Annotated in this window: 18 protein-coding genes; 3 read left to right on the top strand and 15 right to left on the bottom strand. The window is 72.6% G+C overall.

The features are described 5' to 3' along the window. Window positions 1–16: 16 nt before the first annotated feature. The 13 genes from WH85_RS21585 to WH85_RS21525 all read right to left on the bottom strand — a co-directional run bounded on the left by WH85_RS21585 (window position 17) and on the right by WH85_RS21525 (window position 18,185). Entirely contained in the window at window positions 17–550 is a 534-nt protein-coding gene (locus WH85_RS21585) for a hypothetical protein (protein ID WP_045743738.1), read from the bottom strand. Between the two features lie 45 nt (window positions 551–595). After that, on the bottom strand, window positions 596–1,495 hold the full coding sequence (locus WH85_RS21580; protein ID WP_245674035.1) for a hypothetical protein: 900 nt from the start codon (window positions 1,493–1,495) through the stop codon (window positions 596–598). 64 nt (window positions 1,496–1,559) lie between these two features. Further along, window positions 1,560–2,603, bottom strand: a complete 1,044-nt coding sequence (locus WH85_RS21575) for a hypothetical protein (RefSeq protein WP_045743736.1) — start codon at window positions 2,601–2,603, stop codon at window positions 1,560–1,562. Then, window positions 2,600–4,609: a CRTAC1 family protein gene (locus WH85_RS21570; RefSeq protein WP_083449154.1), complete on the bottom strand. Its 2,010-nt coding sequence runs from the start codon at window positions 4,607–4,609 to the stop codon at window positions 2,600–2,602. Before WH85_RS21570 ends, WH85_RS21575 begins: the two co-directional genes overlap by 4 nt. Before the next feature lie 62 nt (window positions 4,610–4,671). Beyond that, window positions 4,672–6,009 carry a cytochrome P450 gene (locus WH85_RS21565; RefSeq protein WP_045743735.1) on the bottom strand — a complete coding sequence of 446 codons (1,338 nt, stop codon included), beginning with the start codon at window positions 6,007–6,009 and terminating at the stop codon, window positions 4,672–4,674. After that, window positions 6,006–6,533: a flavin reductase family protein gene (locus WH85_RS21560; RefSeq protein WP_045743734.1), complete on the bottom strand. Its 528-nt coding sequence runs from the start codon at window positions 6,531–6,533 to the stop codon at window positions 6,006–6,008. The genes WH85_RS21565 and WH85_RS21560 overlap by 4 nt, the downstream gene beginning before the upstream one ends. After that, window positions 6,530–6,976 (bottom strand): acyl-CoA thioesterase, encoded by a 447-nt coding sequence (locus WH85_RS21555; protein ID WP_045743733.1) that lies wholly within the window; start codon window positions 6,974–6,976, stop codon window positions 6,530–6,532. The genes WH85_RS21560 and WH85_RS21555 overlap by 4 nt, the downstream gene beginning before the upstream one ends. Window position 6,977: 1 nt before the next feature. After that, window positions 6,978–12,743, bottom strand: coding sequence for a type I polyketide synthase (locus WH85_RS21550; RefSeq protein WP_045743732.1), 5,766 nt, complete (start codon window positions 12,741–12,743; stop codon window positions 6,978–6,980). Further along, entirely contained in the window at window positions 12,740–13,747 is a 1,008-nt protein-coding gene (locus WH85_RS21545; protein ID WP_045743731.1) for a DUF1702 family protein, read from the bottom strand. Before WH85_RS21545 ends, WH85_RS21550 begins: the two co-directional genes overlap by 4 nt. A 109-nt stretch (window positions 13,748–13,856) precedes the next feature. Further along, the gene (locus tag WH85_RS21540; RefSeq protein ID WP_045743730.1) at window positions 13,857–14,831 is read right to left on the bottom strand and encodes a DUF1702 family protein; all 975 of its coding nucleotides are present in this window, start codon (window positions 14,829–14,831) and stop codon (window positions 13,857–13,859) included. A 1-nt stretch (window position 14,832) separates the two neighbouring features. Beyond that, window positions 14,833–15,801, bottom strand: coding sequence for a carboxymuconolactone decarboxylase family protein (locus WH85_RS21535; RefSeq protein WP_083449153.1), 969 nt, complete (start codon window positions 15,799–15,801; stop codon window positions 14,833–14,835). 221 nt (window positions 15,802–16,022) lie between these two features. Continuing rightward, complete coding sequence (locus WH85_RS21530) at window positions 16,023–16,814, bottom strand: helix-turn-helix domain-containing protein (RefSeq protein ID WP_045743763.1); 792 nt, start codon at window positions 16,812–16,814, stop codon at window positions 16,023–16,025. Window positions 16,815–17,108: 294 nt separating this feature from the next. Then, window positions 17,109–18,185, bottom strand: a complete 1,077-nt coding sequence (locus WH85_RS21525) for a carboxymuconolactone decarboxylase family protein (RefSeq protein ID WP_045743729.1) — start codon at window positions 18,183–18,185, stop codon at window positions 17,109–17,111. A 353-nt stretch (window positions 18,186–18,538) separates the two neighbouring features. Between WH85_RS21525 and WH85_RS21520 the strand changes: the two genes are divergently transcribed. Next, window positions 18,539–19,174, top strand: a complete 636-nt coding sequence (locus tag WH85_RS21520; protein ID WP_045743728.1) for a MerR family transcriptional regulator — start codon at window positions 18,539–18,541, stop codon at window positions 19,172–19,174. A 210-nt stretch (window positions 19,175–19,384) separates the two neighbouring features. On the opposite strand, the gene WH85_RS21515 is transcribed toward WH85_RS21520, so the two are convergent. Continuing rightward, entirely contained in the window at window positions 19,385–20,227 is an 843-nt protein-coding gene (locus WH85_RS21515; RefSeq protein ID WP_045743727.1) for a TIGR03084 family metal-binding protein, read from the bottom strand. Between the two features lie 107 nt (window positions 20,228–20,334). After that, window positions 20,335–20,727 carry an SgcJ/EcaC family oxidoreductase gene (locus WH85_RS21510; protein WP_045743762.1) on the bottom strand — a complete coding sequence of 131 codons (393 nt, stop codon included), beginning with the start codon at window positions 20,725–20,727 and terminating at the stop codon, window positions 20,335–20,337. 171 nt (window positions 20,728–20,898) lie between these two features. On the opposite strand from WH85_RS21510, the gene WH85_RS21505 reads away from it, so the two are divergent. Both WH85_RS21505 and WH85_RS21500 read left to right on the top strand, forming a co-directional pair. Then, on the top strand, window positions 20,899–21,468 hold the full coding sequence (locus WH85_RS21505; RefSeq protein ID WP_245674033.1) for a DUF5987 family protein: 570 nt from the start codon (window positions 20,899–20,901) through the stop codon (window positions 21,466–21,468). Continuing rightward, window positions 21,465–23,102 (top strand): GMC family oxidoreductase N-terminal domain-containing protein, encoded by a 1,638-nt coding sequence (locus WH85_RS21500; RefSeq protein ID WP_045743726.1) that lies wholly within the window; start codon window positions 21,465–21,467, stop codon window positions 23,100–23,102. Before WH85_RS21505 ends, WH85_RS21500 begins: the two co-directional genes overlap by 4 nt. Window positions 23,103–23,136 lie beyond the last annotated feature (34 nt).

Raw genomic sequence — 23,136 nt, 5'->3', positions numbered from 1 at the left:
ACGGAGCCGGCCATGGTCAGGCCGCCACGGTGGCCGACTGCGGCGCGGCTCCGGCGCAGGTGCAGTCCATCAGTTCGCGTTCGTGCCGGTTGGGGCGCAGATGGAGGTACATGGCGACGACCATGGGCAGGAAGACGACGGAGTTGTAGAACAGGTGCAGCTCCACCCTCGGATAGACGATCTGCAGCACGCTCGTCGGTGCCGCCGCGCCGAACAGGAAGTGGTGGGTCTGCGCCTGGACGAGCAGCAGGAGATGCTCGATGTGGTGCCAGAACTGGATCACCAGGGCCACCGTCCACCAGGTACGCGCCCGTCCGGCGAACCCCGGGCGCAGCAGGAACAACCCGATGATCATGACGAGGGCGTACCCGTAGTGCATCCACTCGGAGGTGACCAGCCAGGGGAAGAACTGGCCGAGCACGCCGCGGGCCTCGGGGCGGGCCCAGCCGAGGACCCAGATCTGGTACGCCTGCACCAGGTGTTCGGCCCAGTGGGCGAGCACGACGACCATGAAGGCGCCGAGCGCGCCCCGGTGCCATCGGTGGTTCATGACGGATCTCCGTTCATAGATGTCGGGGGCTGAACAACCCGGGCGTCAGCGGTTGTACGGCAGCGTGGGAAACCAGCCGAAGCCGAAGTGGGCGGGCACCCGCAGGTCCCAGTAGACGACGGTGAAGACACCGAGTCCGAGCAGGAGAACCCCGGTGATCAGCGCCGCCCGGCGCGGATCCGCCGCCAGCCGGCGCGGGAACCGCCCGCGGGTGCCCACCACCAGCAGCACGAAGATCAGCGTGACGATCAGGATGTTGCCGAGGGACTGGAGGACGAAGGCTGCGGCGCCGGCGAGCGGGTTGTGGGTGTCCACCGCCCAGTGGAACAGTTTGTTGAACAGCGGGTAGGGCCGTCCGATCAGGAAGCCGCCGATCAGCGCGCCGAGGGCGACGACCCGGCCGGACGGCCGGTCGCGGAACACGTCGCGGACCACGCCGAGCGCGGCGAGTCCGAGATAGATCAGCGCCAGGCCGATCAGGCCGAACACCACCGAGGCCTGGATGATGCGCACCGGTACACCGCCGGCGGTGGTGGCCGTGGACAGTTGCGGCAGGCGGTCGCCGAGCAGGACACCGGCGATTCCGTACAGGGCGGAGACGGTGACCATGCCGGCGGTGAGCAGGCCGACCGGCCGGAGCAGGCCGCGCAGCGAGGCGGTGTCGCCGGCCTGGCTCATCGGGCCGACGGCGGCCGCCATGGCGATGTTGCAGGCGGTGAAGGTGCCGGCCAGCCCGGAGACGAAGGCGAAGACCAGTCCGGCGGTGACGCCGGTGATGGCCGTGTGTTTCGCGTCCCGGTCCAGGATGGTGTTCGCGACGTTGTCGCCGATGACCGAGTCGACGAATTCGAAGGACCACAGTACGGCGAGCAGGACGCCACCCACCGCGGCGGCGATGACGGCCCGGCCGGTGCGGGCTCTCTGGGGTGCGGAGACGAGGACCACTGACGCTCCCAACGATCGTGTGGCGGACGGGGGGAGGCGGCGGTCGGCGCGCCTCCCCCGGTTCTCAGCGGGCGACGGGCAGTTCCACCGCAGCGGGCGGCGCGACCGGTTCCAGGCCGTGCTGCCGGCGCCGGTCGAGCAGCCAGCGGCCCCACCAGTACAGGCCGCGGGCCATGCAGACGAGGGTGACGGCGAAGAACAGCGTGTACACCACGTTGAAGACCATCAGTACGCCGTAGACCATGGCCACCGACGAGCCGAACATGAACTGCCAGCGCGGGGCGGAGGGCGTGGTGCCCGGGTCGGTGATCATGTAGTTGGTGAAGAGGATGAAGGCCACCCCGGTCATCGGCACCAGGGCCGCCCAGAGGGCCACGTCCCAGATGAAGTGCCGCAGGAGGGCCTGGATGACGAAGCCGCCCGCCCAGCCGACGATCAGCGGCACCTTCTTGGTCAGCATCGCGTTGAGCACGGTGCCGGCGGTGATGATCACGACCGGCACCATGATGCTGATGACGTCCGGCACGCTCTCGGTGAACTGGTAGGGCGGGGCGATGTTGACCCAGCCGAAGCAGAGCAGGGCCACCGTGATGCCGAAGTTGGACGGGTTGAGGAAGTGCCGCATCCGGCCGTTGATCGGTGCCTGGAAGACCGCCTTCTGACCGATGGCGACCAGCACGGCGAAGGCGATCGGCCAGAAGGTGTCGTTGGCGTAGAGGAGCATGTTCGCCGCGAGGGCGGTGATGTGGGTGGGCAGCAGGAAGGTGTACACGCCCCAGGCGCCGTTCCCGGAGAAGGCCGGTGGACGCCGCAGTGCCCGGGCCGAGACCACCTCGATGACGATCTCCGCGGTGTATCCGACGGCGAGGGCCAGGAACGGCCACAGCCAGGGCTGTTCGAAGCCGAGGACGGTGTACCCCAGGATGTTGAAGATCGACATGGAGATCGCGAAGTTGCGCAGCGCGAGGTAGCGGGGGTCGCGCTTGTCGACGCGCGGCGGCGTTCCGGGGCGTTGCGCCGCTGCCGCGGCGATCTCGGGGGTACGCTCCGCGCGTTCCGCCGTCACGGACGGTGCGTCGGCGAGCCGGGGGTTGCGGACGTCGGTCACCGGGCTGTCACCTCCTGGGCCTGGCCGGTGAGCACGAAGTCGTGCGATCCGGCGGTGAGGTCGAGCTTCTGGGTGTGCGGGGAGCCGTCGGCGGCCCGCCAACTGATCTCGGTCGACACCGGTCGCGCCCCGGCCGCGCCGAGTCCGAAGTGGATGTCGAAGCTGCGTTTGCCGGAGTGCCCGCCGCCTCCGTCGAGCTGGGCCACCTGGATCCGGCCGTCGGCGGTGACGATCCGCACCTGGGCGCCGTACGCGGGGCTGCCCGGGACCGCGGCCGTCGTGGCGGCACCGCCGGGCACCGTGACCGGGCGGTACAGACGCAGATGCAGGTAGTCGTCACCGGCCGGGCGGGTGTTGCGGTAGTAGACGGGTGCGCCCCACTGCCGGGCCACGGCGAAGTCCTGGGAGCCGTCGGCGTCGGCATCGGCGACGGCCACACCACGGCTGGGGATCCGGGCGTCCATGCCGAGTTGCGGGCTGAGGTCGACGTACCGGCCGTTGTCCGGTTCCTTGACCCAGAAGGCCACGTGGTTGCCGCCGGCCAGGTCGTCACCGGGTTCGGCCTTGGGCCACATCTGCGGTTCCTGGAGCATCAGGTCGTTGCTCATGGCGAGTTCCTGGAGCCAGTTGAACCGGTTGATCTCACCTTTGACGAAGCCGGACGTCTGCACGACGGCGAGCTGCCCGCTGTTGTCGAAGTCGGCCATCTTGGCGTCCCAGCCCCAGCCGATCCAGGCCAGGTTCTGCTCGGCGGCCCGGTTCTCGAAGGGCGCCACCCCGTCGCGCATCAGCCGTCCAGCCTCGGCCGGGCTGCTCGCGGTGTTGTGCCAGACCAGGTTGCTCTCCTCCAGGCCCCAGCTCTCGGTGATGTTGCTGACGAACAGGTCGAACCGGCCGTCGTGGTCGAGGTCGGCGAAGTCGGCGGACATCCCCTTGAACGAGTCGTGGCCCATCACCATCGACTTCGGGGTGAGCGGGTCCCGGCGCCCCTCGGCGAGGGTGAAGCGGATCCGGCCGGGCGTGGACACGTTGTGGAAGAACCGGTCGTTGCCGAAGTCGTTGGCGAGGTACAGCTCGGGCAGCAGGTCGCCGTCGAGGTCGGCGGAGGCGGAGCCGAGGGTCCAGCCGGTGGCCAGTTCGGAGCGGATGGCGGGTTGTTCCTGATAGGTGACCGAGGGCTGGTCGCCGGAGGTGGCGGCGGTCCAGCGCAGGACGTGGGCACCACCGGAGTTGCGGGCCCGGGACATCGAGTGGTTCATCTCCACGTTGGCGTTGCCGGTGGGGTCGAGGACCTTGGTCTCCGGGAAGTAGTTGAAGATTCCGATGTCCGGGTTGCCGTCGCCGTCGAAGTCGGCCACCGCGACCGCGTTGGTGTTCCAGAGCGGCCCGCGGTACAGGTTGTCGGGCGGGTCGGCCTGCGGGATCAGCTCGGTGGGGTGGAACGTCGCCGGGGTCAGCCCGGTGGCGCCGGCCCGGTGCAGGAACAGCACCGGGGTACGCCCCCAGTAGTAGACGAGCAGGTCCGTCCGGCCGTCGCCGTTGAAGTCGCCGGGGGTGCACCCCATCGGGGCGATGGCCGGCCCGGTGGGCAGCGGGTCGGGGGTGAGCACGAACGGCGGGTAGTCGCCGGTCTGCGGCGCCGGGGTGACGACGACGCTGTCGCTGCGGGTGTCGACCAGGCACAGGTCGTCGGCGGCGCCGTCACCGTCGAGGTCGTTGACGGCGATCGCTGCGCCGACCGAGGAGATCCACGACTTGATGTGCTCGTACTTGGGGTTGACCTGCCGGACCGTGTTCTCCGGCAGGCCCGCCGGCAGGGCGATGGGCAGCTCGGTGAAGCGGAAGCCCGCGGCCATGGTGGACCGGGTGGCGGCCGAGGCCGACGGCAACCGGGCCACCAGGTACGCGCCCAGCACCAGGACCAGGACGAACGCGGCGGGCAGCAGGCGGCGTGCGCGGCTGACGTTGTGGGGTGGCAATGACTTTCCCTTCGTCTTCGAGCCCATAAGATCGATGAATATCGATATATAAGAACCGGGTGACCCCCGGAGAGACCGCGGCGCCCGGGCTAGCCCACCTCCTCGACCGTCATCGGCAGACCACCCCGCACCCGTAGCGACAACATCGGCTCCGGCACCACCGGACGGCCCGGCACCGAGGTCAGGCGCAGGTCCCGGACGATCATGGCCAGCACGAACGCCGCCTCCATCAGCCCCAGGTGGTTGCCCACACAGAACCGGGGCCCGGCACCGAACGGGATGTACGCGTACCGGGGCCGGTCCGGCGAGGCGTCCGGATCGAAACGCTCCGGGTCGAAACGCTCCGGGTCCGGCCAGAACCCCGGATGCCGGTGCAGGGTGTACGGGCAGATCAGCACATCCGCCCCGGCCGGCACCCGGAACCCGCCGATCACGTCCGGACCGACCGACTTGCGGGGCAGGATCCACACCGGCGGGAACAGCCGCATCGCCTCGTCCAGCACCATCGCGGTGTATCGCAACCGGTGCAGGTCCTCGAAGACCGGCGGCCGGTCACCGAGCACCCGGACCGCCTCCTCGTGCAGGCGTTCGCGCACATCGGGATGCCGGTCCACCAGATGCAACGTCCAGCTCAGCGTGCTGGCGGTGGTCTCGTGCCCGGCCAGCAGCAGGGTGACCAGCTCGTCGCGCAGGCGCTCCCGGGCGATCCGGGGGTCCCGCTCGGCGCCCGTCGACACGATCAGCCGGGACAGGACGTCGTCGCCGACCGGATCCGGACGGTCGGCGACCAGACGGTCGACCGTACCCTCGAGGTTTCTTCTGGCCCGGCGGAACCGCCGCTGCCGGGGCAGCGGCACCCAGCCGGGGACCGCGCCCAGCGTGGCCAGTTCGAACATCGCCTGGTCCTGCACCGCGGCGAAGTCGTCGCCGATCGTCGCGAACCGGCTCAGGTCGGTGTCCAGCAGGGTCCGGCCCAGCACCCCGAGAGTCAGCCCGGTCATCTCCTGCAGGACGTCCACCGGTTCCCCGCCGGCGTGCCGGCGCAGCCGGGCGACCAGTTTCTCCGCCTCCTCCGCGACGATGCCGGCCTGCGCGGCGATCCGGCGGCTCTGGAACGCCGGCTGGATCACCCGGCGCTGCTTACGCCACAACTCGCCCTCGCTGGTGAGCAGACCGTCGCCGAGCGCCCGGCGGGCGTGCACCAGGCCGATCCCCTTGTGGTAGTTGCCGGCGTTGTCGGCGAGCACGTGCTTCGCGGTCGCCGGGTGGTTGAAGAACCACAGCCGTTTGGGACCGACCGGCAGCCGGGCCACGTCGCCGTAGCGGCCGGCCGCCGAGGTCATCATGCCCAGCCGGTCCCGGCCCATCACCAGGAGCATCCGCATCGCCGCGCTCCGCGGCGGGCCGGGCGGCACAGGGCTGCTCATGCCGCCACCCCGCTCGGGTCCCGGTCCGCCGGGGACAGCCGCCCGCGGTGGAAGAGCAACGCCGCGTCGTCCTCGCCGCACCGGGCGTCCAGCAGCCGTCCGATGAAGATGGTGTGGTCACCGCCGTCGTAGGCGTTCCACAGCGCGCACTCGAAGTGGGCCAGGGCGCCGTCGATCAACGGCGCGCCGGTGTGCTCGCCGGGGTGGACGTCCACCGAGACGAACTGTTCCCCGCCGAGCGGCCGGCGCCGGTCGGCGAAGTACCGGGCGACCGGACCGTGCCCGGCCGCCAGGACCGACACCGCGAACCGGCCCGCCGCCACCAGCGCCTCGTGCATCACCGCGTCGTGCTCCACGCAGACCAGCAGCAGCGGCGGGTCGAGCGAGACGGCGGTGAACGAGTTCGCGGTCATGCCGTGCGGCTCACCACCACCGACGGTCACCACGGTGACGCCGGTGGCGAAGGTGCCGAAAACCCGGCGCAACACCGACCGGTCCAGCGCCGGCTCCCCGGTGGCGGTCACCGGGTCACACTCCCGGCCGCCGCGTACGGCTCCAGCGCCGCCGCCAGTTCCTCCGGTACCCGGGTGGGCACCGTCCGGGTGTTCGGCCCGCGCATGCACGCCACCCGCTGGCTGCCCCGGGCCACCAGGGTCTCGCCGCCGGCCGGGTCGAGGCGCACGTAGTCGAAGCCGAACTCCAACTGGGTCTGGCCGAGTTCGACCAGCCGCATCCGGATCGACAGTTCGTCGAACGCGGTGATCTCGGCGAAGAACTCGCAGTCCACCCGCAGGGTGAACAGCTTCAGGCCGTCACGCAGATCGGTCAGGACGTCCGGTGCGTGGGTCTTGAGGAACATCTCCCGGCACCGGCCCTGCCAGCGCAGATAGTTGACGTAGTAGACGTTCCCGACGATGTTGGTCTCCTCGAAACCGACGGTGTGCGGGTACTCGTAGTACTTGTCCATCTCACCTCCCCGATCCGGCGAGCACGGCGACCACGACCGGCCGCGGAACGCCACGGACCCCGGTGGCGAACGTCGCGACGGTCAGGTCACCGGCTCGCAGAGTGATCCACCGGTCCCGGCCGGCGGGCAGCACGGTCAGCGGGCCGTCGAGGGGCCGCCCGGCCTTGCGCAGGCACTCCAGGGCCGACCAGACCCGGGTCGCGGCCTGGTCGGTGCTCTCCCCCGTGGTCCGGGCGATCAGCGCGGCCACCCCGTCGTGCCCGGCCAGCAGCCCGGTCCAGGTTCCCGCGTCCCGTTCCACGACGGTCTCCAGATCACAGCCGAGCGGCCCGGCCGCGGCGGTGAACAGGGTCAGGCCCGCGGCGTGCGCGGCGGACACCGTGCCGTCGCCGTACTCGGGGCGGCCGTCGGCGCGGTAACGCAGCTCCACCGGTGCCCGGAAGGTCCGGGACGCGGCGAGCCGGGTGGCCCCCCGGCGGGACCGTCCGCCGTCCGGCTGCACGGTCGTCGCCACCGGTACGCCGAGCAGCTCCTCGGCCGTCCGCTCCAGGTAGGGCCCGAGCAGCGCCGGAGTCCACGGGCCGGCCGGGTCCTGCTTGCGGACCGCCCGCAACCGCAGGCCCTCCCAGCGTTCCAGCACCTCGCCGGACTCCGAGCGCAACGCGACGTCGTACACGTACAGGTCGCCATCACGGGACCGTTCGGTGGCGCAGTACCGCAGGCCCTGGGCCGCGGCCAGTTTCTCGCCGCCCGGGTGGATCCGGTCCACCCCGACCGGCAGCAGCGTGGCATCCGGTACGCAGACCTGGTTGCCGTGCATCAGCGCGTCCCGGATGCCCGGGTCGCCGAGCATCAACTGGTCCGGCACGAACGACGCGAACCACGGCGCCGGCGTGCCGGTGTGCAGCTCGGCGTCGACGTGCCGGGCGGCGGCCACGTGGTACCGGCCGAGCCGCTGGAACCGCCGGCCCTGGAACAGGATCGCGTCGTACAGGTCGGTCGCCGGGTCCAGGTCGACCACCGGCAGATCGTCGCCGGCCTGCTCGGGCGGCCCGTCCGGCACCGCGGTGGCGCCGAAGGTGAGCCGGGCGGTGAAGTGGTCGGCGGCGTACCCGGTGTCGGCACTGCGGATCGCCACCTCGACCGTGTCGTCGCCGGTGACCACCGCGGCCACCCGGATCCGGGCCCGGCCGTGCGGGGCGATGATGATCGGGCGCAGGAACTCGGCCCGTTCGATCACCGGCAGCCGGTCCAGACCGGTGGTGGCGGCGGCGACCTGCACCATCGCCTCCATCCCGAAGACCGCCGGGAACAGCAGGTTGCCGTCCAGGTCGTGATCGGCCAGGTAGAGGTCGGTGCCGACGTTCAGCTCGACCTCGCAGACCAGCTCCACACCGTGGTAGCGGACCAGCGGGTGTTCCACGAACCGCGACATCGGCAGTGGCGGCTGCGGGCGGCGGACCGTGCCGATCCCCTCGGTCCGCCCACTGATCACCACCACCTCCGGCGCGTCCGGGTCGGCGAGCACCCGGCGCAGGATCGCGACGCCCTGATCGGGGGTGATCGGGGTGACACCGTCGCGCGTCAGCGACTCGACCACGGCGAGGCGCTCGCCCATGCCGACCCCGGACCAGACCGACCACTCCAGGCAGACCGTCCGGCAGTCCGGATGCCGGCGGGACACCTCACCGGTCAGGTCGGCCAGCCACTCGTTGGCGGTGGCGTAGTGCGCCTCGCCGCGCAGGCCGGCCCGGCCGATGATGCTGCCGAGGGCCACCAGCAGGCGCAGGCCGGCCGGGTCGACCGCGTCGAGCACCGCCCGTAGCCCGTCGACCTTCGGGGCGAAGGTGTCGCGGAACGCCGCGGCGTCCAGCGCGGTGAGGGCGGCCGGCTCGTTGCGTCCCGCCCCGTGCAGCACCGCGGTGACCGGGCCCAGGTCGGCGACCAGCCGGGCGACCGCCGCGGCGACCTGATCCGGGTCGGTGACGTCGGCCCGCTGGTAGCGGACCGTGACCCCGGCCGCGGCGATGCGCTCCAGGTTGGCGGCCAGTTCGGCGTCGGCCGCCGGGTCGGAACGCCCGAGCAGTGCCAGGGCGGCACCGGTGTCCGAGGCCACGGCCAGGGCGCACTCGGCGGTGATGCCCTTGCCGCCGCCGGTGACCAGCAGGACGTCGCCCGGGGACAGCGGGGCCACCGTACGGGCCGGGCGGACCGGCATCGGGCGCAGCGTCGGCACGTGCCGCACCCCGTCGATGTCGTAGTGCGCCTCGGCGAACGTACGCGTCGCGGCCACCTCGGCCACCACCGGCTCGACGGCGATCGACCCGGACGGCATGTGCACGACGGTGACCCGGACCCGCGGGGCCTCCAGGTGCAGGGTCTTGGCCAGGCCGGCGGCGCCGCGCCCGTGCTGGACGAGCACGTACCGGGTGTCCGGTCCGGCGGCGATGGCCTCCCGCGCACCGGCCAGGGCCAGGCCCAGGTCGTCCTCGGTGCAGTCCGGCGGCAGGCAGACCAGCACTCCCCCGCCGATCTGCGCCGCCAGCAGTGCACGGCGCAGATGCTCGGCGTACGGGTGACCGGCGTTCGCGTACACGGTCCACTCCCCGGAGCTCTCCCGGGCCGCCGGTGCGCCGAGCGGGACGACGTCGAGGTCGACCCGGAACGGGCGGGCCCAGGACGCCGCGCCGGCGATCACCGGAACCGTGGACGGTTCGCCGTCGTCGCTGGTCGACCGGACCTGGTCGAGCACCCCGGCCAGTTCGTCGACGGTGGCGGTGGCGAAGTTGGTCGGTACCTGGGACGGCGGGAGCCGCAGGGCCGAGGCGGCGGCGTTGACCACCTGTCCGATCGTGATCGAACTGAGGTGCAGATCGTCCAGGAGCAGGCTCTCCGCGCGTACCAGATCAAGGGGCAGCTCGGCCCGCTCGGCCGCCAGCCGGCGCAGGAGATCGAGGGTCGACTCGCCGGTGCCGGCCGTGGCGGATGCCGCAGGCGACGCCGGAACGGCCGCCGTCGCGGGCGCGGGCCGGCGCCGGGCCGGGATCCCGGTCGGCGCCTCCTCGCACGGGCTGGCGAAGAAGGTGAACTCGGCGTCCAGCGGCAGCGGGCGCACCAGCCGGTCGTGGAACAGTGACGGGTCCAGGTCGGCGGCGCCGATGACGAACGCCGCGCCGGCCACCCGCAGCAGCCCGGACAGCGACTCCGCGTCGGTGTCGACGGCCAGCGCGGGCACGTCGGTGACCTGCGCGGCGAGCGTGCTGAGCACCCGGCCCGGACCGGCTTCGACGAACAGGTCGACGCGGGCGGCGGCCCGGGCCACCGCCTGGCGGAACAGCACCGGATCGGTGATCTGCCGATGCAGCAGGGCCACCAGGTCCGTGCCGGGCGTCAGCTCGTCGCCGGTCACCGTGGAGATGACGGTACGGCCTACCGCACGCACGTCGATCGCGGCGAGTTCGTCGCGGAACGCGGCGGCGGCCGGCGCGACCAACGGCGAGTGGAACGCGTGCGACACGGTCAGCACGGTGGCGGTGATCCCGGCGTCCCGGGCCCGCCGGCACACCGTCTTGACGTCCGCCACCGCACCGGCCACCACGGTCTGCTCGTCGCTGTTGTACGCGGCGACCACCACCGGCAGACCGGTGATCAACCCGGCGACCACGTCCGCGGAGGCGGCGATCCCGGCCATCGTGCCGGACGAACTGTGCCGGGCCATCGTGCGGCCGCGCAGCGCCGCCACCCGCAGCAGGGTGGGCTGGTCGAGAGCGCCGGCCCAGTGCAGGGCGGCGATCTCGCCGAGGCTGTGGCCGACCGCGACCTCGGCCTCGATGCCGAGACTGTCGAGCACCCGCAGCGCGGCGGCCGACCCGGTCACGATCCGCGGCTGCGCGACCTCGGTGGCCACCGTGTCCGTGCCGGTGGGCAGCGCCGCCGCGGTGTAGACGGCGTCGGCCACCGCGAACCGCCGCCGCAGCGCGCCACCGCTGACCCCGGTGCCGGAACCCTGGCCGGGCAGCAGGAGGCCGATCCGGGCGGTGTCCCCGGCCCGGCCGATCAGCACCCGGCCGTCCGCCGGGATCAGCCGGGTGACGCCCGCGACGATCCGCTCGCGCAGCAGCCGGAGCTGCTCGCCGGCGTCCTCCGGGGAGTGCACCACGACCGCGGCCCGCAACGGCAGACCGCGCAGCTCGCCGTGCAGGGTCGCGGCCAGGTCACCGAGCTGCCCGTAGGCCAACTGCGGAATCAGCGCGGCGACCTGATCGGTACGGCGCAGCAGTTCCTCGGTGGACGAACCGTCGAACAGCAGCAGTTCGGCGTCCTGCCCGGAGGAGGCGAGCACCCGGGCCCGGGAGTCCAGGCCGGTACGCCGCCGGGGCCGCGGGTTCTCCAGCACCACGTGGGTGTTGATGCCGCCGAAGCCCATCGCGGTGACGCCGGCCCGCAACGGTGCCCCCTGCGGCCACGGCTCGGCCTTGCGCAGCACCCGCAGCGCCGGATCGGCGCCGGTGAGGACGTCGTGCGGGTCGACCGTGCCCACGCTGGGCGGCAACACCCCGTGGTGGACGGCCAGCGCCGCCTTGATCAGCCCGGCGACGCCGGCCGCGGCCTTGGTGTGCCCGATCATGCCCTTGATCGAGCCGATCGCGGCCGGCGGCGCGGACGGTCCGGCGGCCCGGCGTGCGGCGGACAGCGCGCCCAGTTCGGTGGCGTCGCCGACCCGGGTGCCGGTGCCGTGGCCCTCGAAGAGCGAGACCGTCTCCGGGCCGAACCCGGACCGCTCGTACGCCCGGCGCAGGGCGAGCTGGTAGCCGCTCACCTCGGGACGGGTCATCCCGCCCTTGCCGTCGGAGGAGATGCCCCAGCCGGCGACCGAGGCGTACACGCGGTGACCGGCGGCGAGCGCCTCGTCCTCGCGCATCAGCACCACCATGCCGCAGCCCTCACCCGGCCAGAACCCGTTGGAGAGCCGGTCGTACACGCGCATCTCACCGGTGGCCAGGGCGCCGGTCTTGGCGAAGCCGATGATCTCGAACGGGTCGATGGAGAGGTCCACCCCGCCGGCCACCGCGACGTCGACGTCCCCGTCGATCAGCGCCTTGCACGCGGTGGCCACCGACAGCAGCGAGGAGGAACAGGCGCCGTCGACGGTGTAGCCGCCACCCTTGAAGTCGAAGTAGTTGCAGATCCGGCCGGCGATGGTGTTCGACAGCGCACCGGCGAGGGTGTCCTCGTCGACGGCCGGGAACGGGCTCTTGAAGGTGGCCTCGAAGTCCTCCAGGAAACCGGCGAGCTGGTCGTCGTCCCAGTCCTGCTCCTTGAGCGCGGCGGCGACCATCCGGCGCACGTACGGCCAGCGCAGCCGCAGCTGGTTGGCCCGGGAGAACTCGCCGGTGAGGCTGTTGCCGACCACCACCCCGGTCCGCTCCCGCGGCAGTCCCTCACCGAGCGGGAACCCGGCGTCGGCCAGCGCGTGCGCGGCGATGTCCAGGGCCAGCCAGTGGGTCATGTCGGTGGACCGGAACGTGGAGCCGGCCACCTTGTAGGCGATCCGGTCGAACTCGTACCCCTCGATGACCCCGGCGTGCTTGGCGTAGAAGGTGTCCGGAACCGTGGGGTCCGGGTCCCAGTAGTCGTCCAGGCGCATCCGGACGTCCGGCAGCCGGCGGAAGCCCCGGCGGGCGGCGAGAGCGTTCTCCCACAGCTCACGCACCGAAGTGGCGTCCGGATAACGGCAGGCCATGCCGACGACGGCGATTCTGCTCATGCTGTCTCCCGTGTCCCGCCGGCCGACGGCAACGTGGCACCGTCCGGCGGCTGGTAGGCGTTCTTGATGCGGCGGCGCCACTGCTCGTAGGCCGGCGACTCCGCCGACCTGAGGTCCAGGCCGGTCAGGGCCTCGTCGTTGACGGCCGACGCCCGCTGGGGCGTGCAGCCGCAGAAGACCTCGGTGGCCATCGCGGTGTGCTCGGTCACCAGGCCGGCACGCACCCGGGCGCCGGCCGCGAAGGAGGAGCCCTGGGCCAGGTCACCGGCGTAGCGGCCGGCCGCCCCGAGCAGGCCGCGCAGTTCGGCTTCGGTGGCCCCGCCGGCGTACGTGGCGGCCAGCCCGGCACCGCTGTACAGGTCGGCCCGGCGGTCCTCGGGGAACCGCTCGATCATGGTGTGCAGCCGCCGGGCGTCGGTGCCGGCCACGAACCACATGGCCCGGCCGATGCCCTGGTCGATGACGCGGCCGGCGTACCAGCGCGGGCCCTCGGCCGGCCAGGGGAAGTCGTCGGGGCGGTAACGCGCGCCGACGTACCGGGCGGTCTTGAAGTAGGCCTGGTGGAAGCCGTAACCGTCGAGGACCAGCCAGCGCAGCACCGGGTCCGGGGCGTGCAGGGTCGACCAGCGCATCCGGGGCAGGCGGGCCATCGCCCACCCGACGCCGACATAGGTCATGTAGACGTGTGGTGCTCCGGGGCCGGCCAGGAAGCGTTCGACGTACCGGCCGCCGAAGGGCAGACCGTCACGGACGGCGAACGCCATGGCGGCGCCCTCGTACGCGAAGCCGCGGAACGCGTGGGCGACACCGTCCAGCCCGGCGGCCGCGTCGTCCGGGCGACGGGCCTCGGCGGCCAGTGCGTACCCGTGCAGGAAGGACCGGCCGACGGTCTCCAGCCGTTCGCGCCCCTCCGGGCTCTTCACGTGGAATCCGCGCACGGCCATCGTGGTCTGCGCGATATCGGGGGTGAGTATCCGGCGACGGAGTCCTGCGACGATGCCCATGGCAACTCCCATCGATGTTGATCGATTCATTTTTCCGCGGGCGGCCTACTGTTTTCTTCTTCCTTTTTGCGGCGGCCTTCTCCCGGATTGCGGTGTCGCCCGAACCGGATCAGGCTCCCGGGAAACGGTCCCGGATCAGCCCGCGCCATTTCTCGTACTCGGGCTGTTCGCCGGCGCCGGCCACCTCGTCGGCGAGACGGGCCGCCGCCTCGGCGGACAGGCCGGCCAGCGCACCGGTCGCCACCCCGGTGTGCGGCGGCGTGAACCCGGAGAAGGCCCGCGCCTTGGCCGCGAACACCGCCCCCTGCGCCAGATGCGGCAGATGGTCGCCCTGCTCGGCGGCGATCCGGCACAGCGCCGCCAGACCGGCGGCATCGGTGCCACCGGCGAAGGTGGCCGCCAGGCCCACCCCGCTCCACAGGTCCGGCCGCCGGTCCACGGCGAACCGGCCCACCGCGGCGCCGACCGCCGGCGCGTTGCCGCCGTGGATGAACCACAGCGCCCGGCCGACACCCTGGTCGACAGCGCGCGGGAAGTAGTCCGGACGGCCCTGCCACGGGTAGGACGCGGGCACCCGCTGCTCGTCCACGTACCGCCCGGTGTGGAAGTAGGCCAGGTCGAAGCCGTAGCCGTCGACGGCGAGCCAGCTCATCGTCGGGTGGTACGGGGTGCCGGTCAGGTCGGGGAGGACACCACGCCACAGCACCCGCGGCAGCCGGGCCATCGCGAACCCGATACCGATGTAGGTCAGGAAGGTGTGCGGCACGGCCGGCCCGGAGAGCAGTTCCCGGGCCCGTCCGCCGCGACCGCCGGCCATCGCGTCCCGCACGGTGTACGCCATCGTGGCGCCCTCGTACGCGAACCCGCGCATCTCCGGCTCCACCAGCTCCAGACGGCGCACCAGCTCGGCCTGCCCACGCGTCTCGATGCCCCACTCGAACCCGCAGACCACCGCCTCCGGTACGGCCTCCAGCCGCCGGGTCGCCGGGGTCGGCGTGACCGGGAATCCGCGGTGGGCGAAGCTCACCTCGTGCAGTGCCGGCGCCAGCGCCAGCCGGCGCAGCGTGCCCAGCAGCGGCGGCATCTCACTCACCCCGGATCGGTGACGCGGGGACCGCGGCGGCCCGGTCGTGCCGGATGCCGATCCGGCGGGCCGCGGCGAAACTCGCCCACGCGGTCACGTCGATCAGCGTGCCGTCCGCCGGATGGCGCTCGCGGAACTCCTCGACCACCTCGGCGCCGACCTGGTAGGACGCGAGAGCGGTGAGCAGGGCCAGCCGGGCCGCTGGGCGCAACGGCGGGGCGAGGCCGTCGATCAGGTCCTCGCACCAGCGCGTGCTCAGCCCGGTGTCCTCGCCGTCCCACCGGTCGAGCCGGGCCAGCACCAGGCGCCGAACCTCCGGATCCAGCGACCGCGCCCCGGCCGACTCGAACGTCCGGTAGGCCCGGGCCGTCGCGTCCGCGATCACCGGATTACCGGCCGCCCAGCCGGCGTCCGGCCGCCGCGCCGCCGGGGCCAGCAGACCGTTGGCCAGGCCCGCCGGGTGCTCGCCGCGGACCGTGGGCCGCAGCACCCGGCTCAGGCCCTGCTTGAGGCGGCGCCGGGACCGGGGCCCGAGCCCGGGCGGCAACAGGAAGCTGGAGAGGAAGACGTTGACCATGCGGCTCAGATAGTGGAAGCCCACCACCACGCCGACCAGCTCGGCGCGCTCCGCGGCGGACACCCCGGCCGGCAGCGGCGGGCCGTCGGCCAGGTGCGCCGACCGGGCCCACTCGACGATGCCGCGCAACCGGTCGTCGCCGATCTCCGCGGGCCGGTCCTGCGCGATGGCCTCCGCGTCCCGCTCCCCGGAGAGCTCGTAGAGCCCCACGGTGTGCATGTCCGCGCAGTACGGGCAGATGGTGGCCACCGCAACCGCCGCGGCCACCGCCTCCTTGACCGTCCGGCCGGCCACCCCGGCCGGGGTCAGCGGCTCCCGGCAGATCGCCCAGTAGGCCGCCAGGACATCCGGCGACGGCGAGTGGAGCAGCGCCGGTGGAACCACGATCCGCATTTCTCCGGCCACCTGGCCATAGACTTCGGAAACGAGCCCCCGGGCCGCTTCCGCCGGCACCGGCACGACATGCCTCACGTGTTTTCCAACCACCGATGATGCAATTCTTCCGGCGACCACAGCGCCCTCCCGGTTCACGGTCGACAACACCATTATTGATACGCGGTCGGGAGGGTGGAATGGCATGCCGGAGAAGCGCACGAACGGATAAGGAGGTGCTCTCAGGCGACCGCGCGGGGACCGGCCGGCCAGGACGGCGCGGCCTCGTGCATCCGGCTCAGCGCGTCCTTGCGGGCGTCGAGCAGTGCCAGCAGCACCGGCGGGTCCAGCACCCGGCTGGGCCGCAGCACGATGTCGGCCGCGACGACCGCGTCCGGATAGACGGTGAACGGTCCCCAGGTGGCCACCGAGACCGCACCGCCGTCCGGCAGCGCCGGGTCCCCGGAGACCGACTGCGCCAGCAACCACCAGGTGCCGAGCGGCGCGTTGTCGAAGGTCAGGCGGCCGGGACGGGACAGCACCGCGCAGCGGACCGGCCGCCCCTCGGGAATCCGGTCGGCGAACATCCCGACGAAGAAGGTGGCCTGGTCGTCCGGCTCGGCGAGGCGCACGTGCGCGGTCAGACGGGCGGTGGACGGGCGGGGGGACCGCCGGTGCGCGTCCGGGTGGATCACCGAGGCGTACCCGCTGTGCCGGCGGAAGGTCGTCGGTGACATGCCGACGCTACGGCTGAACCGGGAACTGAAGGTCCCGACGCTGTTGTAGCCGACATGGACGCTGATGTCCGCGACATTCATCGATGTCGAGACCAGGAGGTCCTTGGCCCGCTGCAGGCGCAGTGCGGACAGGAAACGTGCGGGAGACACACCGGTGACCCGCTGGAATATCCGTGTGAAATGGAATTTGCTGAACATCGCCGCACGAGCCAGATCGTCCACCGTCAACTGCTCGCCCATCCGCTCCCGCATGGCTCCGATGGCGCGCAGGACCGCCTGCTCGGAAACGTCGTACATGACACCCTCCGACGGTGGCGGCTGCCGCGCCACCCCAGCATCGAACGAGTTCGGATTCGACCGGCCCCGCCCGGACGGATAAAAAGCCGGAATCAATCCGGCAAATGCAGAACAGCATTTAGAACCGCCGATCCCCCACCGGCTATCGGCCAGGTTATCCGACCACAGGCCTCCCATCAACCCTGAATAACCGGACGGCCACGGAGAGCAATCAGGGAGTAGGAACGGATAGCGGAACTACCGGATATGGATAGTGTCGATATCCATATCCGGCCCGGGCCGGCGGAGACATCGTCACCGATTCCGGACACCGTTCTCGTCCCCCGGAACGGCCATCGCGGCCGCCGCGGACCGGGCCGCGGCCATCGCGGCCCACCCCGCGAACCGGACCACCCCGTCATCGCCGCCGTCCCCGCCCACGGCCGCCCGGTACGCCGCCACGTGCTCCCCCGTCACCCGGTACGACGCGTAGGCGACGAGCAGCGCCAGCCGGGCGGCCGGGATCTCGTCCGCGGGCAGCCCCCGGGTCGCACCGGCCAGCCAGCCGTGGATGTCCAGACCCGGCCCGGACTCGGCCGGGTCGGCCAGCCGCTCGGCGAGAAGGGCGCGGACCCCCGCCGGGACCACCCGCTCCCCCGCCCCGGCGATCGCGCCGCACCCGCGCGCCACCGCGTCGGCCACCGTGGCGACCGGCGACGACCAGGCCAGATCGGGTGGCAGGGCGCGCGGCGGCAGGTGCACGGCGGCCGCGCCGGCCGGCACCACGGCCCGGGCGAACCGGCCCATCACCCGGATCGCCACCCGGCGCCCGGCCACCCGGCCCCGCGGCGGGATCGGGGCGAGCGGCGAGTCGAGCAGGAAGACGTTCACCATCCGGTTCAGGTAGTGGAAGATCAGGCCGACCCCGGTGAGCACCGCGGACCGCCGGGGATCCAGGCCCGCCGGTGCCACGCCGTCGCGCCCCCACCCGGCCGTCGACCGCAGGCCCGCATCGCGCACCTCGCCGATCCGCCCGGCCGCGATCAGCTCGGCGTCGCCGCCGGGCCGGGACCCGATCAGAGCCGCACCGTGCACCTCGACGCAGTACGGGCAGGAGTTGGCGAACGACACCGCGGCCGCCATCGCCTCCTTCCCGGCCCGCTCACCGGGATCGCCGGCGAGCAGCGTCTCCCGCAGGATCAGCCAGACCGCCTCGAGGACCTCGGGCGCCGCGGCGTGCAGCGCCACCGGCGGCGCCAGCATGCCGAACTCGTTCTCCATCTGCCGGTAGACCGCGGCCACCGCCCCGGATCCGGGTGGCGGGACGGCGGCCAGGTGCTGAATGTGGCCGAGCGACAACCGGCGCGCGCCGCGCGCGAACAAAGACGTCACGGCACCATCGTCGGCAGGCCGCCCGCGATGTCGCATCTTCACGAATGCGACAGCGCCGCGCCTGCGGAGAGGCCGGGCGCAGTTGCAAATCCAGTACACGTGCTCTTACTCTCCGTTGTGGATCGGCTATCCGGCGCTGTGCGCCGGATGCCGCCGTGTCACAGGGAGGTCTGTCGTGGGGTCGATGTCCTCGAACGAGATTCCGCCGGCCCACCGTCGGCACGTCGCTCGGCGCTGAGCGGTTCGTTGTCCCGTCCCTCGTTCTCACCGCAGCGGCCCGCACCGCCGTCGAAGCGATTCGATCGGCGGATCCGGAGCCGCGATGGCGAAGACCATCGATTACAGGGGCACCGGTGCGCATCTCCGACCTGAGCCGGCGGTCCGGAGTACCGGTCGCCACCATCAAGTTCTACCTGCGGGAACACCTGCTGCCGCCGGGCGAGCGCACCGGGCACAACCAGGCCGTGTACGGCGACGCCCACCTCCACCGGCTGCAGCTCATCCGGGTGTTCACCACGATCGGCCAGCTCGACCTCACCTCGGTACGCCGCCTGCTGGCCACCGTCGAGGACGACCGGCTGCCCCTCACCGGCATCTACGACATCCTCAACCAGGTCCTGGCGCCGGCCGCGGAACCCGTGGCCGGCGAGAGCCCGGCGCTGGCCGAGGCCCTCGCCGACGTCGACCGGCTGGTCCGCGCCGAGGGCTGGCAGGTGCGCCCGGACGCGGCCACCCGCGCCCACCTGGCCACCGTGCTGTCCGCGATGCGCCGCCTCGCCGGCGACTGGACACCGGACTCCCTCGACGAATACGTCAAAGCGGCCGACCGTCTGGTCCGCCGCGAGGTCGACGAGCTGCCGCCGGACCCGTCGGACCGGGCGGCGGCGGTCGCCCACAGTCTGCTGCTCGGTGAGGCGTACGCGGCGATCCGCCGGCTGGCGCAGGAACATCACGTCAGCCGGCGGTTCGGTGAGGGCCGGGCCCTCTGAACACGTTTCGTGGTCAGGGCGCGAAATCCGCCCGCGTGGTGAATTCAGCCGCGCTGAGCACCCGAAGTCACCACACCCGTGGTGGACCGTGGTGAATACGGGTGCGATACGCGCCCCGAATCACCACACCCGTCGTGGACCGTGGTGAATACGGGTGCGATACGCGCCCCGAGTCACGACACGGTCGTTGACCGGGAACTCGTCTGGCGCCTATCGCGGCCCGGCCGCGAACTGGCCCGCCCGGCGGCCCTCCCCGGCCGGGCCACGGTAGGCCTGGGCGATCGTCAGCCACCGGGTGGCCTCGGTACCGTCCGCCCGGACGTCCAGGTCGTCGGGGTGCCGCCGCCGGGTGACCAGCAGACAGAAGTCCACGGCCGAACCACGGACGCGATCGGTGGCGGCCTCCGGCCCGTATACCCAGGGGGTTCCGGACGGCCCGATGATCTCGAACCGGAAGGGTTGCGCCGGTGTCGGCAACCGCCGGGCCTGATAGCCGAAATCCCAGGTGCGCACGGCGAAGGTGACCAGGTGCCGCAACCTGTCGGTGTGCGTGCGCCGCACACCGAGCGCATCGGCGACGTCCTGGCCGTGGCCGAAGAGCTCCATCATCCCGGCCGCGGCGAGTGTCGCCGCCGGGATGGGCCGGACCAGCCACGGCACCGGCTGGTCCGGGGGCAGCGCGCCGAGCGCCTTGACCGCGTTCTCCCGTTCGGCACGCCAGCGGCGCAGCAGTTCGCCGTGACCGGCGCCGCCGTCGTGGCCGGTACCGCCGTCGTCGCCGGTGCCGGGCAGGAACTGCCGGAGCGCGGCGTCGACGTTGGCGTCGAAGTCCGGCGACAGCCGGCCGGCGAGGGCCTCGAACGCGGCCGGGTCGGCGGCGGCGAGACCGGCCATCCGGAACGTCGCCGCCAGGTGGGCGATCTGGTGCGCGACGGTCCAGCCGGGAGCGGGCGTCGGCGCCGCCCACCCGTCCGGCCCGAGGTCGCGCACCAGCCGGTCGACCTCGTCACCGTCGGCGGCCAGATCGGAGATCACGTCGGACGTCCCGTTCACCTGTCGGCCCTCTTCCGCTGCGGTCGGGTGCGCGGGCGTACCCGCGCTCAGCGGATTCGAGCATGCGGGACCCGCAGCCGGCCTGTCTTCTCCGCGATTGCGCTGCGTCAGCGCGGACAGTTCTGGTACACGGCCAGCACCCAGCGGCCGTCCCGCTGGACCAGGATCCACGAGGCGCGGATCGCGGCGGACGCGGGCAGCGTGGTCTCCCCCGCCGGGATCACCCCGCCCTCGGTGATCACCGCGACGGCGCCGGGCGCCAGCGGCATGATCGCGATCGGGCTCCCGGTGACCGTGGTGCCCTTGTAGGGTCCCTGATACGCGGCGGCCATGAACTCCCGGATCGCCGCACGGCCCTGCTGGAGGACGCCGGGCAGGATCAGCGTCCCGTCCTCGGCGAACAGCTCGCCGAACGCGTCGGCGTCGTGGGCGGCCCAGGCCTGGACCATCCGGGCGGGCACCGCGGCGATGTCGGCCCGGTCCTGGTCGGTGACGGTCATGATCACTCCACCTCTCCTCGAACAACGGTCTTCATCCTCGCGAGGAACCCGGGAGCCGGGCGTCTTCCAGCGTGCGAGGTCGTGCGGACGGCGCAACCGGGAAGATGCACCACCGCCCGCTCGCGTCCGACGATGGGTTCCAGAATCCATATCGGACGAAAGGTGCGATGCGTGCTCGACATCGCAGCAGACCTCGACGCCTCCCAGGTGATGACCCTGGAGGCGTACGCGGACACCATCATCCCCGGTGAACGCCGCGGACCCGGCGACCGTGCCGTCGCCGGGGCGGCCACCGGTGGCGGGGCGGTCACCTCCGGCGCGCTGGACCTCATGCTCTCCCCGGAGGGCGGCCTGGCCGGCATGCTCGACTCGCTGGCCGCCGGGCTCGACGACCACGCGACCGGGTACGCCCGGCGCACCGGCCGTACCCTCGACCCCGCGGTGCCACCGTTCGTGGCGCTCCCGTTCCCGGACCGGACCGCCCTGGTCGCCACCCTGACCGCGCCGGACTGCGAGGAACAGGAGATGTGGGTGGCCCTGGCCATGTTCAGCGTGATGGCCTGGGACACCGGCGCCGCCGACCACACCACCGAGGCCCTCGCCGCCGGGCACCCCGGCCTGACCCAGATGGGGTTCGCCGGACCGGACCCGGACGGGCTGTGGCGCTTCCCGTCCTACTCCTACGGGCGTGTCCTGGCGCCCGTCCACCCGATGACCACGCCCCTGGGAGACCCGGCATGACGGACATCGAGCGGACCGACGTCATCGTGATCGGCAGCGGCTTCGGTGGTGCGATCCCCGCGTACCGGCTGGCCGCCGGCGGCGCCCGGGTGGTCGTGCTGGAACGCGGCCCCTGGCTGTCCGCCGAGGACTTCGATCACGACTTCCGGTTCGGCAGCGCCGGCACCCGCGCCTTCGAGTTCACCATGGGCGACGGGATGAACGTGCTCGGCGGGAACTGCGTGGGCGGCGGCAGCGTCGTCTACTTCGCCGCGATGCCCCGGGCGCCCCGGTTCACCTTCGAGCGCCGGGGTGGCATCGGCCGGCCGCTGTGGCCGGGCGCCGTCACCCGCGACACGCTCGACCCCTGGTACGACATCGTCGCCGACGCCCTGCCGATCAGCCGTAACGACTGGTCCGACGTGACCTTCTCGGGCGGCCTGTTCGCGGCGGCCTGCGCGCACGCCGGGCGCACCGCCAACCCGGTCCCGGCCGCCGTGGACCGGTCCACCTGCGTCAACTGCAACTGGATGATGTCCGGTTGCCGGTTCGACGCGAAGCGTTCACTGCTGCTCAACTACATCCCGGCGGCGGTACGGCACGGCGCCGACATCCGGCCGTTGCACGAGGTGCAGCGGCTCTCCCGGACCGCGGACGGCGGCTACCGGGTGCACTACGACACGGTGGACGAGGTGGACTACCGGGTGGTCACCGGCGGCGGCGTCCTCGAGGCGCCGGTGGTGATCGTGGCGGCGGGCGCGGCGGCCACCCCGGTCATCCTGCAACGGTCCGAGGAGGAACTGGGCGCGATGCCGGCCGCGGTGGGACGGTACTTCTCCGGCAACGGCGAGCGCCTCAACACCGCGATCGTGAACGAGCAGCGGGTCCGCGAGGTGCTCGGGCTCGACCGCGGGGACGGGCGGGCGTACGAGGCGTACCAGATCGGCAAGGGACCGGTCTGTGCGAGCTGGGACCGGCTGGACGGCACGCTGCCGGAGTTCCACCGGCACTCGCTGGAGCAGCTGTATTTCCCGCCCGGGTTCGGCACGATCCTGGCCCAGGCACCGGACGCCACCGGCCCCTCCTGGTTCGGCCTGGAGAAGAAGGAGATCCTGCGCCGCTGGCAGTCCTGGCTGACGGTGTTCATCATGAGCGAGGACGACAACGAGGGCGTCTTCGGGCCGCCCCCGCCGACCGGGAACGCCGAACGGATCTCGCAGCAGATGCTCAGCCGTGGTCCGCTGAGTTACCGCCCGACCGCGAACACGCGTGCCGGGTGGGAACGGGCCGACGCCGACGTCCGGGACATCCTGGAACGCGACGGTCTGTCGCGGGTGATGCCGTGGAGCAACGACGTGATCGGGGCGTACACCGTGCACCCGCTGGCGTCCTGCCGGATCGGCGACGACCCGGAGATCTCCGCTCTCGACGACCGGCACGAACTGCGCGGTCACCCGGGTGTCTTCGTCACCGACGGTTCGGCGGTCCCGGCCGGTCTCACCGTCAATCCGGCCTTCACCATCGCCGCGCTGGCCGAGCGCGCGGTGCCCGGCATCGTCGCGACTCTGGCGGAACGCGGGGTGCCGGTGCGCTACGTGACCGAGGCTCCCGGGCACGCGGTCAGCAGCCGCCGGCCCGACCGGCTCGCCGTCTGACCGGGCGCGAGGCCCGCTGTTGCGGCGGGCCTCG

Origin of the sequence: Actinoplanes rectilineatus, assembly GCF_000962825.1 — a bacterium.
GTDB lineage: Bacteria > Actinomycetota > Actinomycetes > Mycobacteriales > Micromonosporaceae > Actinoplanes > Actinoplanes rectilineatus.
Note: the sequence above shows the minus strand (reverse complement) of the source record. Positions and strands in the feature narration are given on the sequence as shown.

Bases quoted from the DNA above. Each gene is read 5' to 3' on its own strand.
- WH85_RS21510 (WP_045743762.1), bottom strand. From the start codon at position 20,727: ATGACCGTCACCGACCAGGACCGGGCCGACATCGCCGCGGTGCCCGCC.
- WH85_RS21550 (WP_045743732.1), bottom strand. From the start codon at position 12,743: ATGAGCAGAATCGCCGTCGTCGGCATGGCCTGCCGTTATCCGGACGCC.
- WH85_RS21530 (WP_045743763.1), bottom strand. From the start codon at position 16,814: ATGTACGACGTTTCCGAGCAGGCGGTCCTGCGCGCCATCGGAGCCATG.
- WH85_RS21555 (WP_045743733.1), bottom strand. From the start codon at position 6,976: ATGGACAAGTACTACGAGTACCCGCACACCGTCGGTTTCGAGGAGACC.
- WH85_RS21565 (WP_045743735.1), bottom strand. From the start codon at position 6,009: ATGAGCAGCCCTGTGCCGCCCGGCCCGCCGCGGAGCGCGGCGATGCGG.
- WH85_RS21500 (WP_045743726.1), top strand. From the start codon at position 21,465: ATGACGGACATCGAGCGGACCGACGTCATCGTGATCGGCAGCGGCTTC.
- WH85_RS21585 (WP_045743738.1), bottom strand. From the start codon at position 550: ATGAACCACCGATGGCACCGGGGCGCGCTCGGCGCCTTCATGGTCGTC.
- WH85_RS21545 (WP_045743731.1), bottom strand. From the start codon at position 13,747: ATGGGCATCGTCGCAGGACTCCGTCGCCGGATACTCACCCCCGATATC.
- WH85_RS21570 (WP_083449154.1), bottom strand. From the start codon at position 4,609: ATGGGCTCGAAGACGAAGGGAAAGTCATTGCCACCCCACAACGTCAGC.
- WH85_RS21540 (WP_045743730.1), bottom strand. From the start codon at position 14,831: ATGCCGCCGCTGCTGGGCACGCTGCGCCGGCTGGCGCTGGCGCCGGCA.
- WH85_RS21535 (WP_083449153.1), bottom strand. From the start codon at position 15,801: ATGCGGATCGTGGTTCCACCGGCGCTGCTCCACTCGCCGTCGCCGGAT.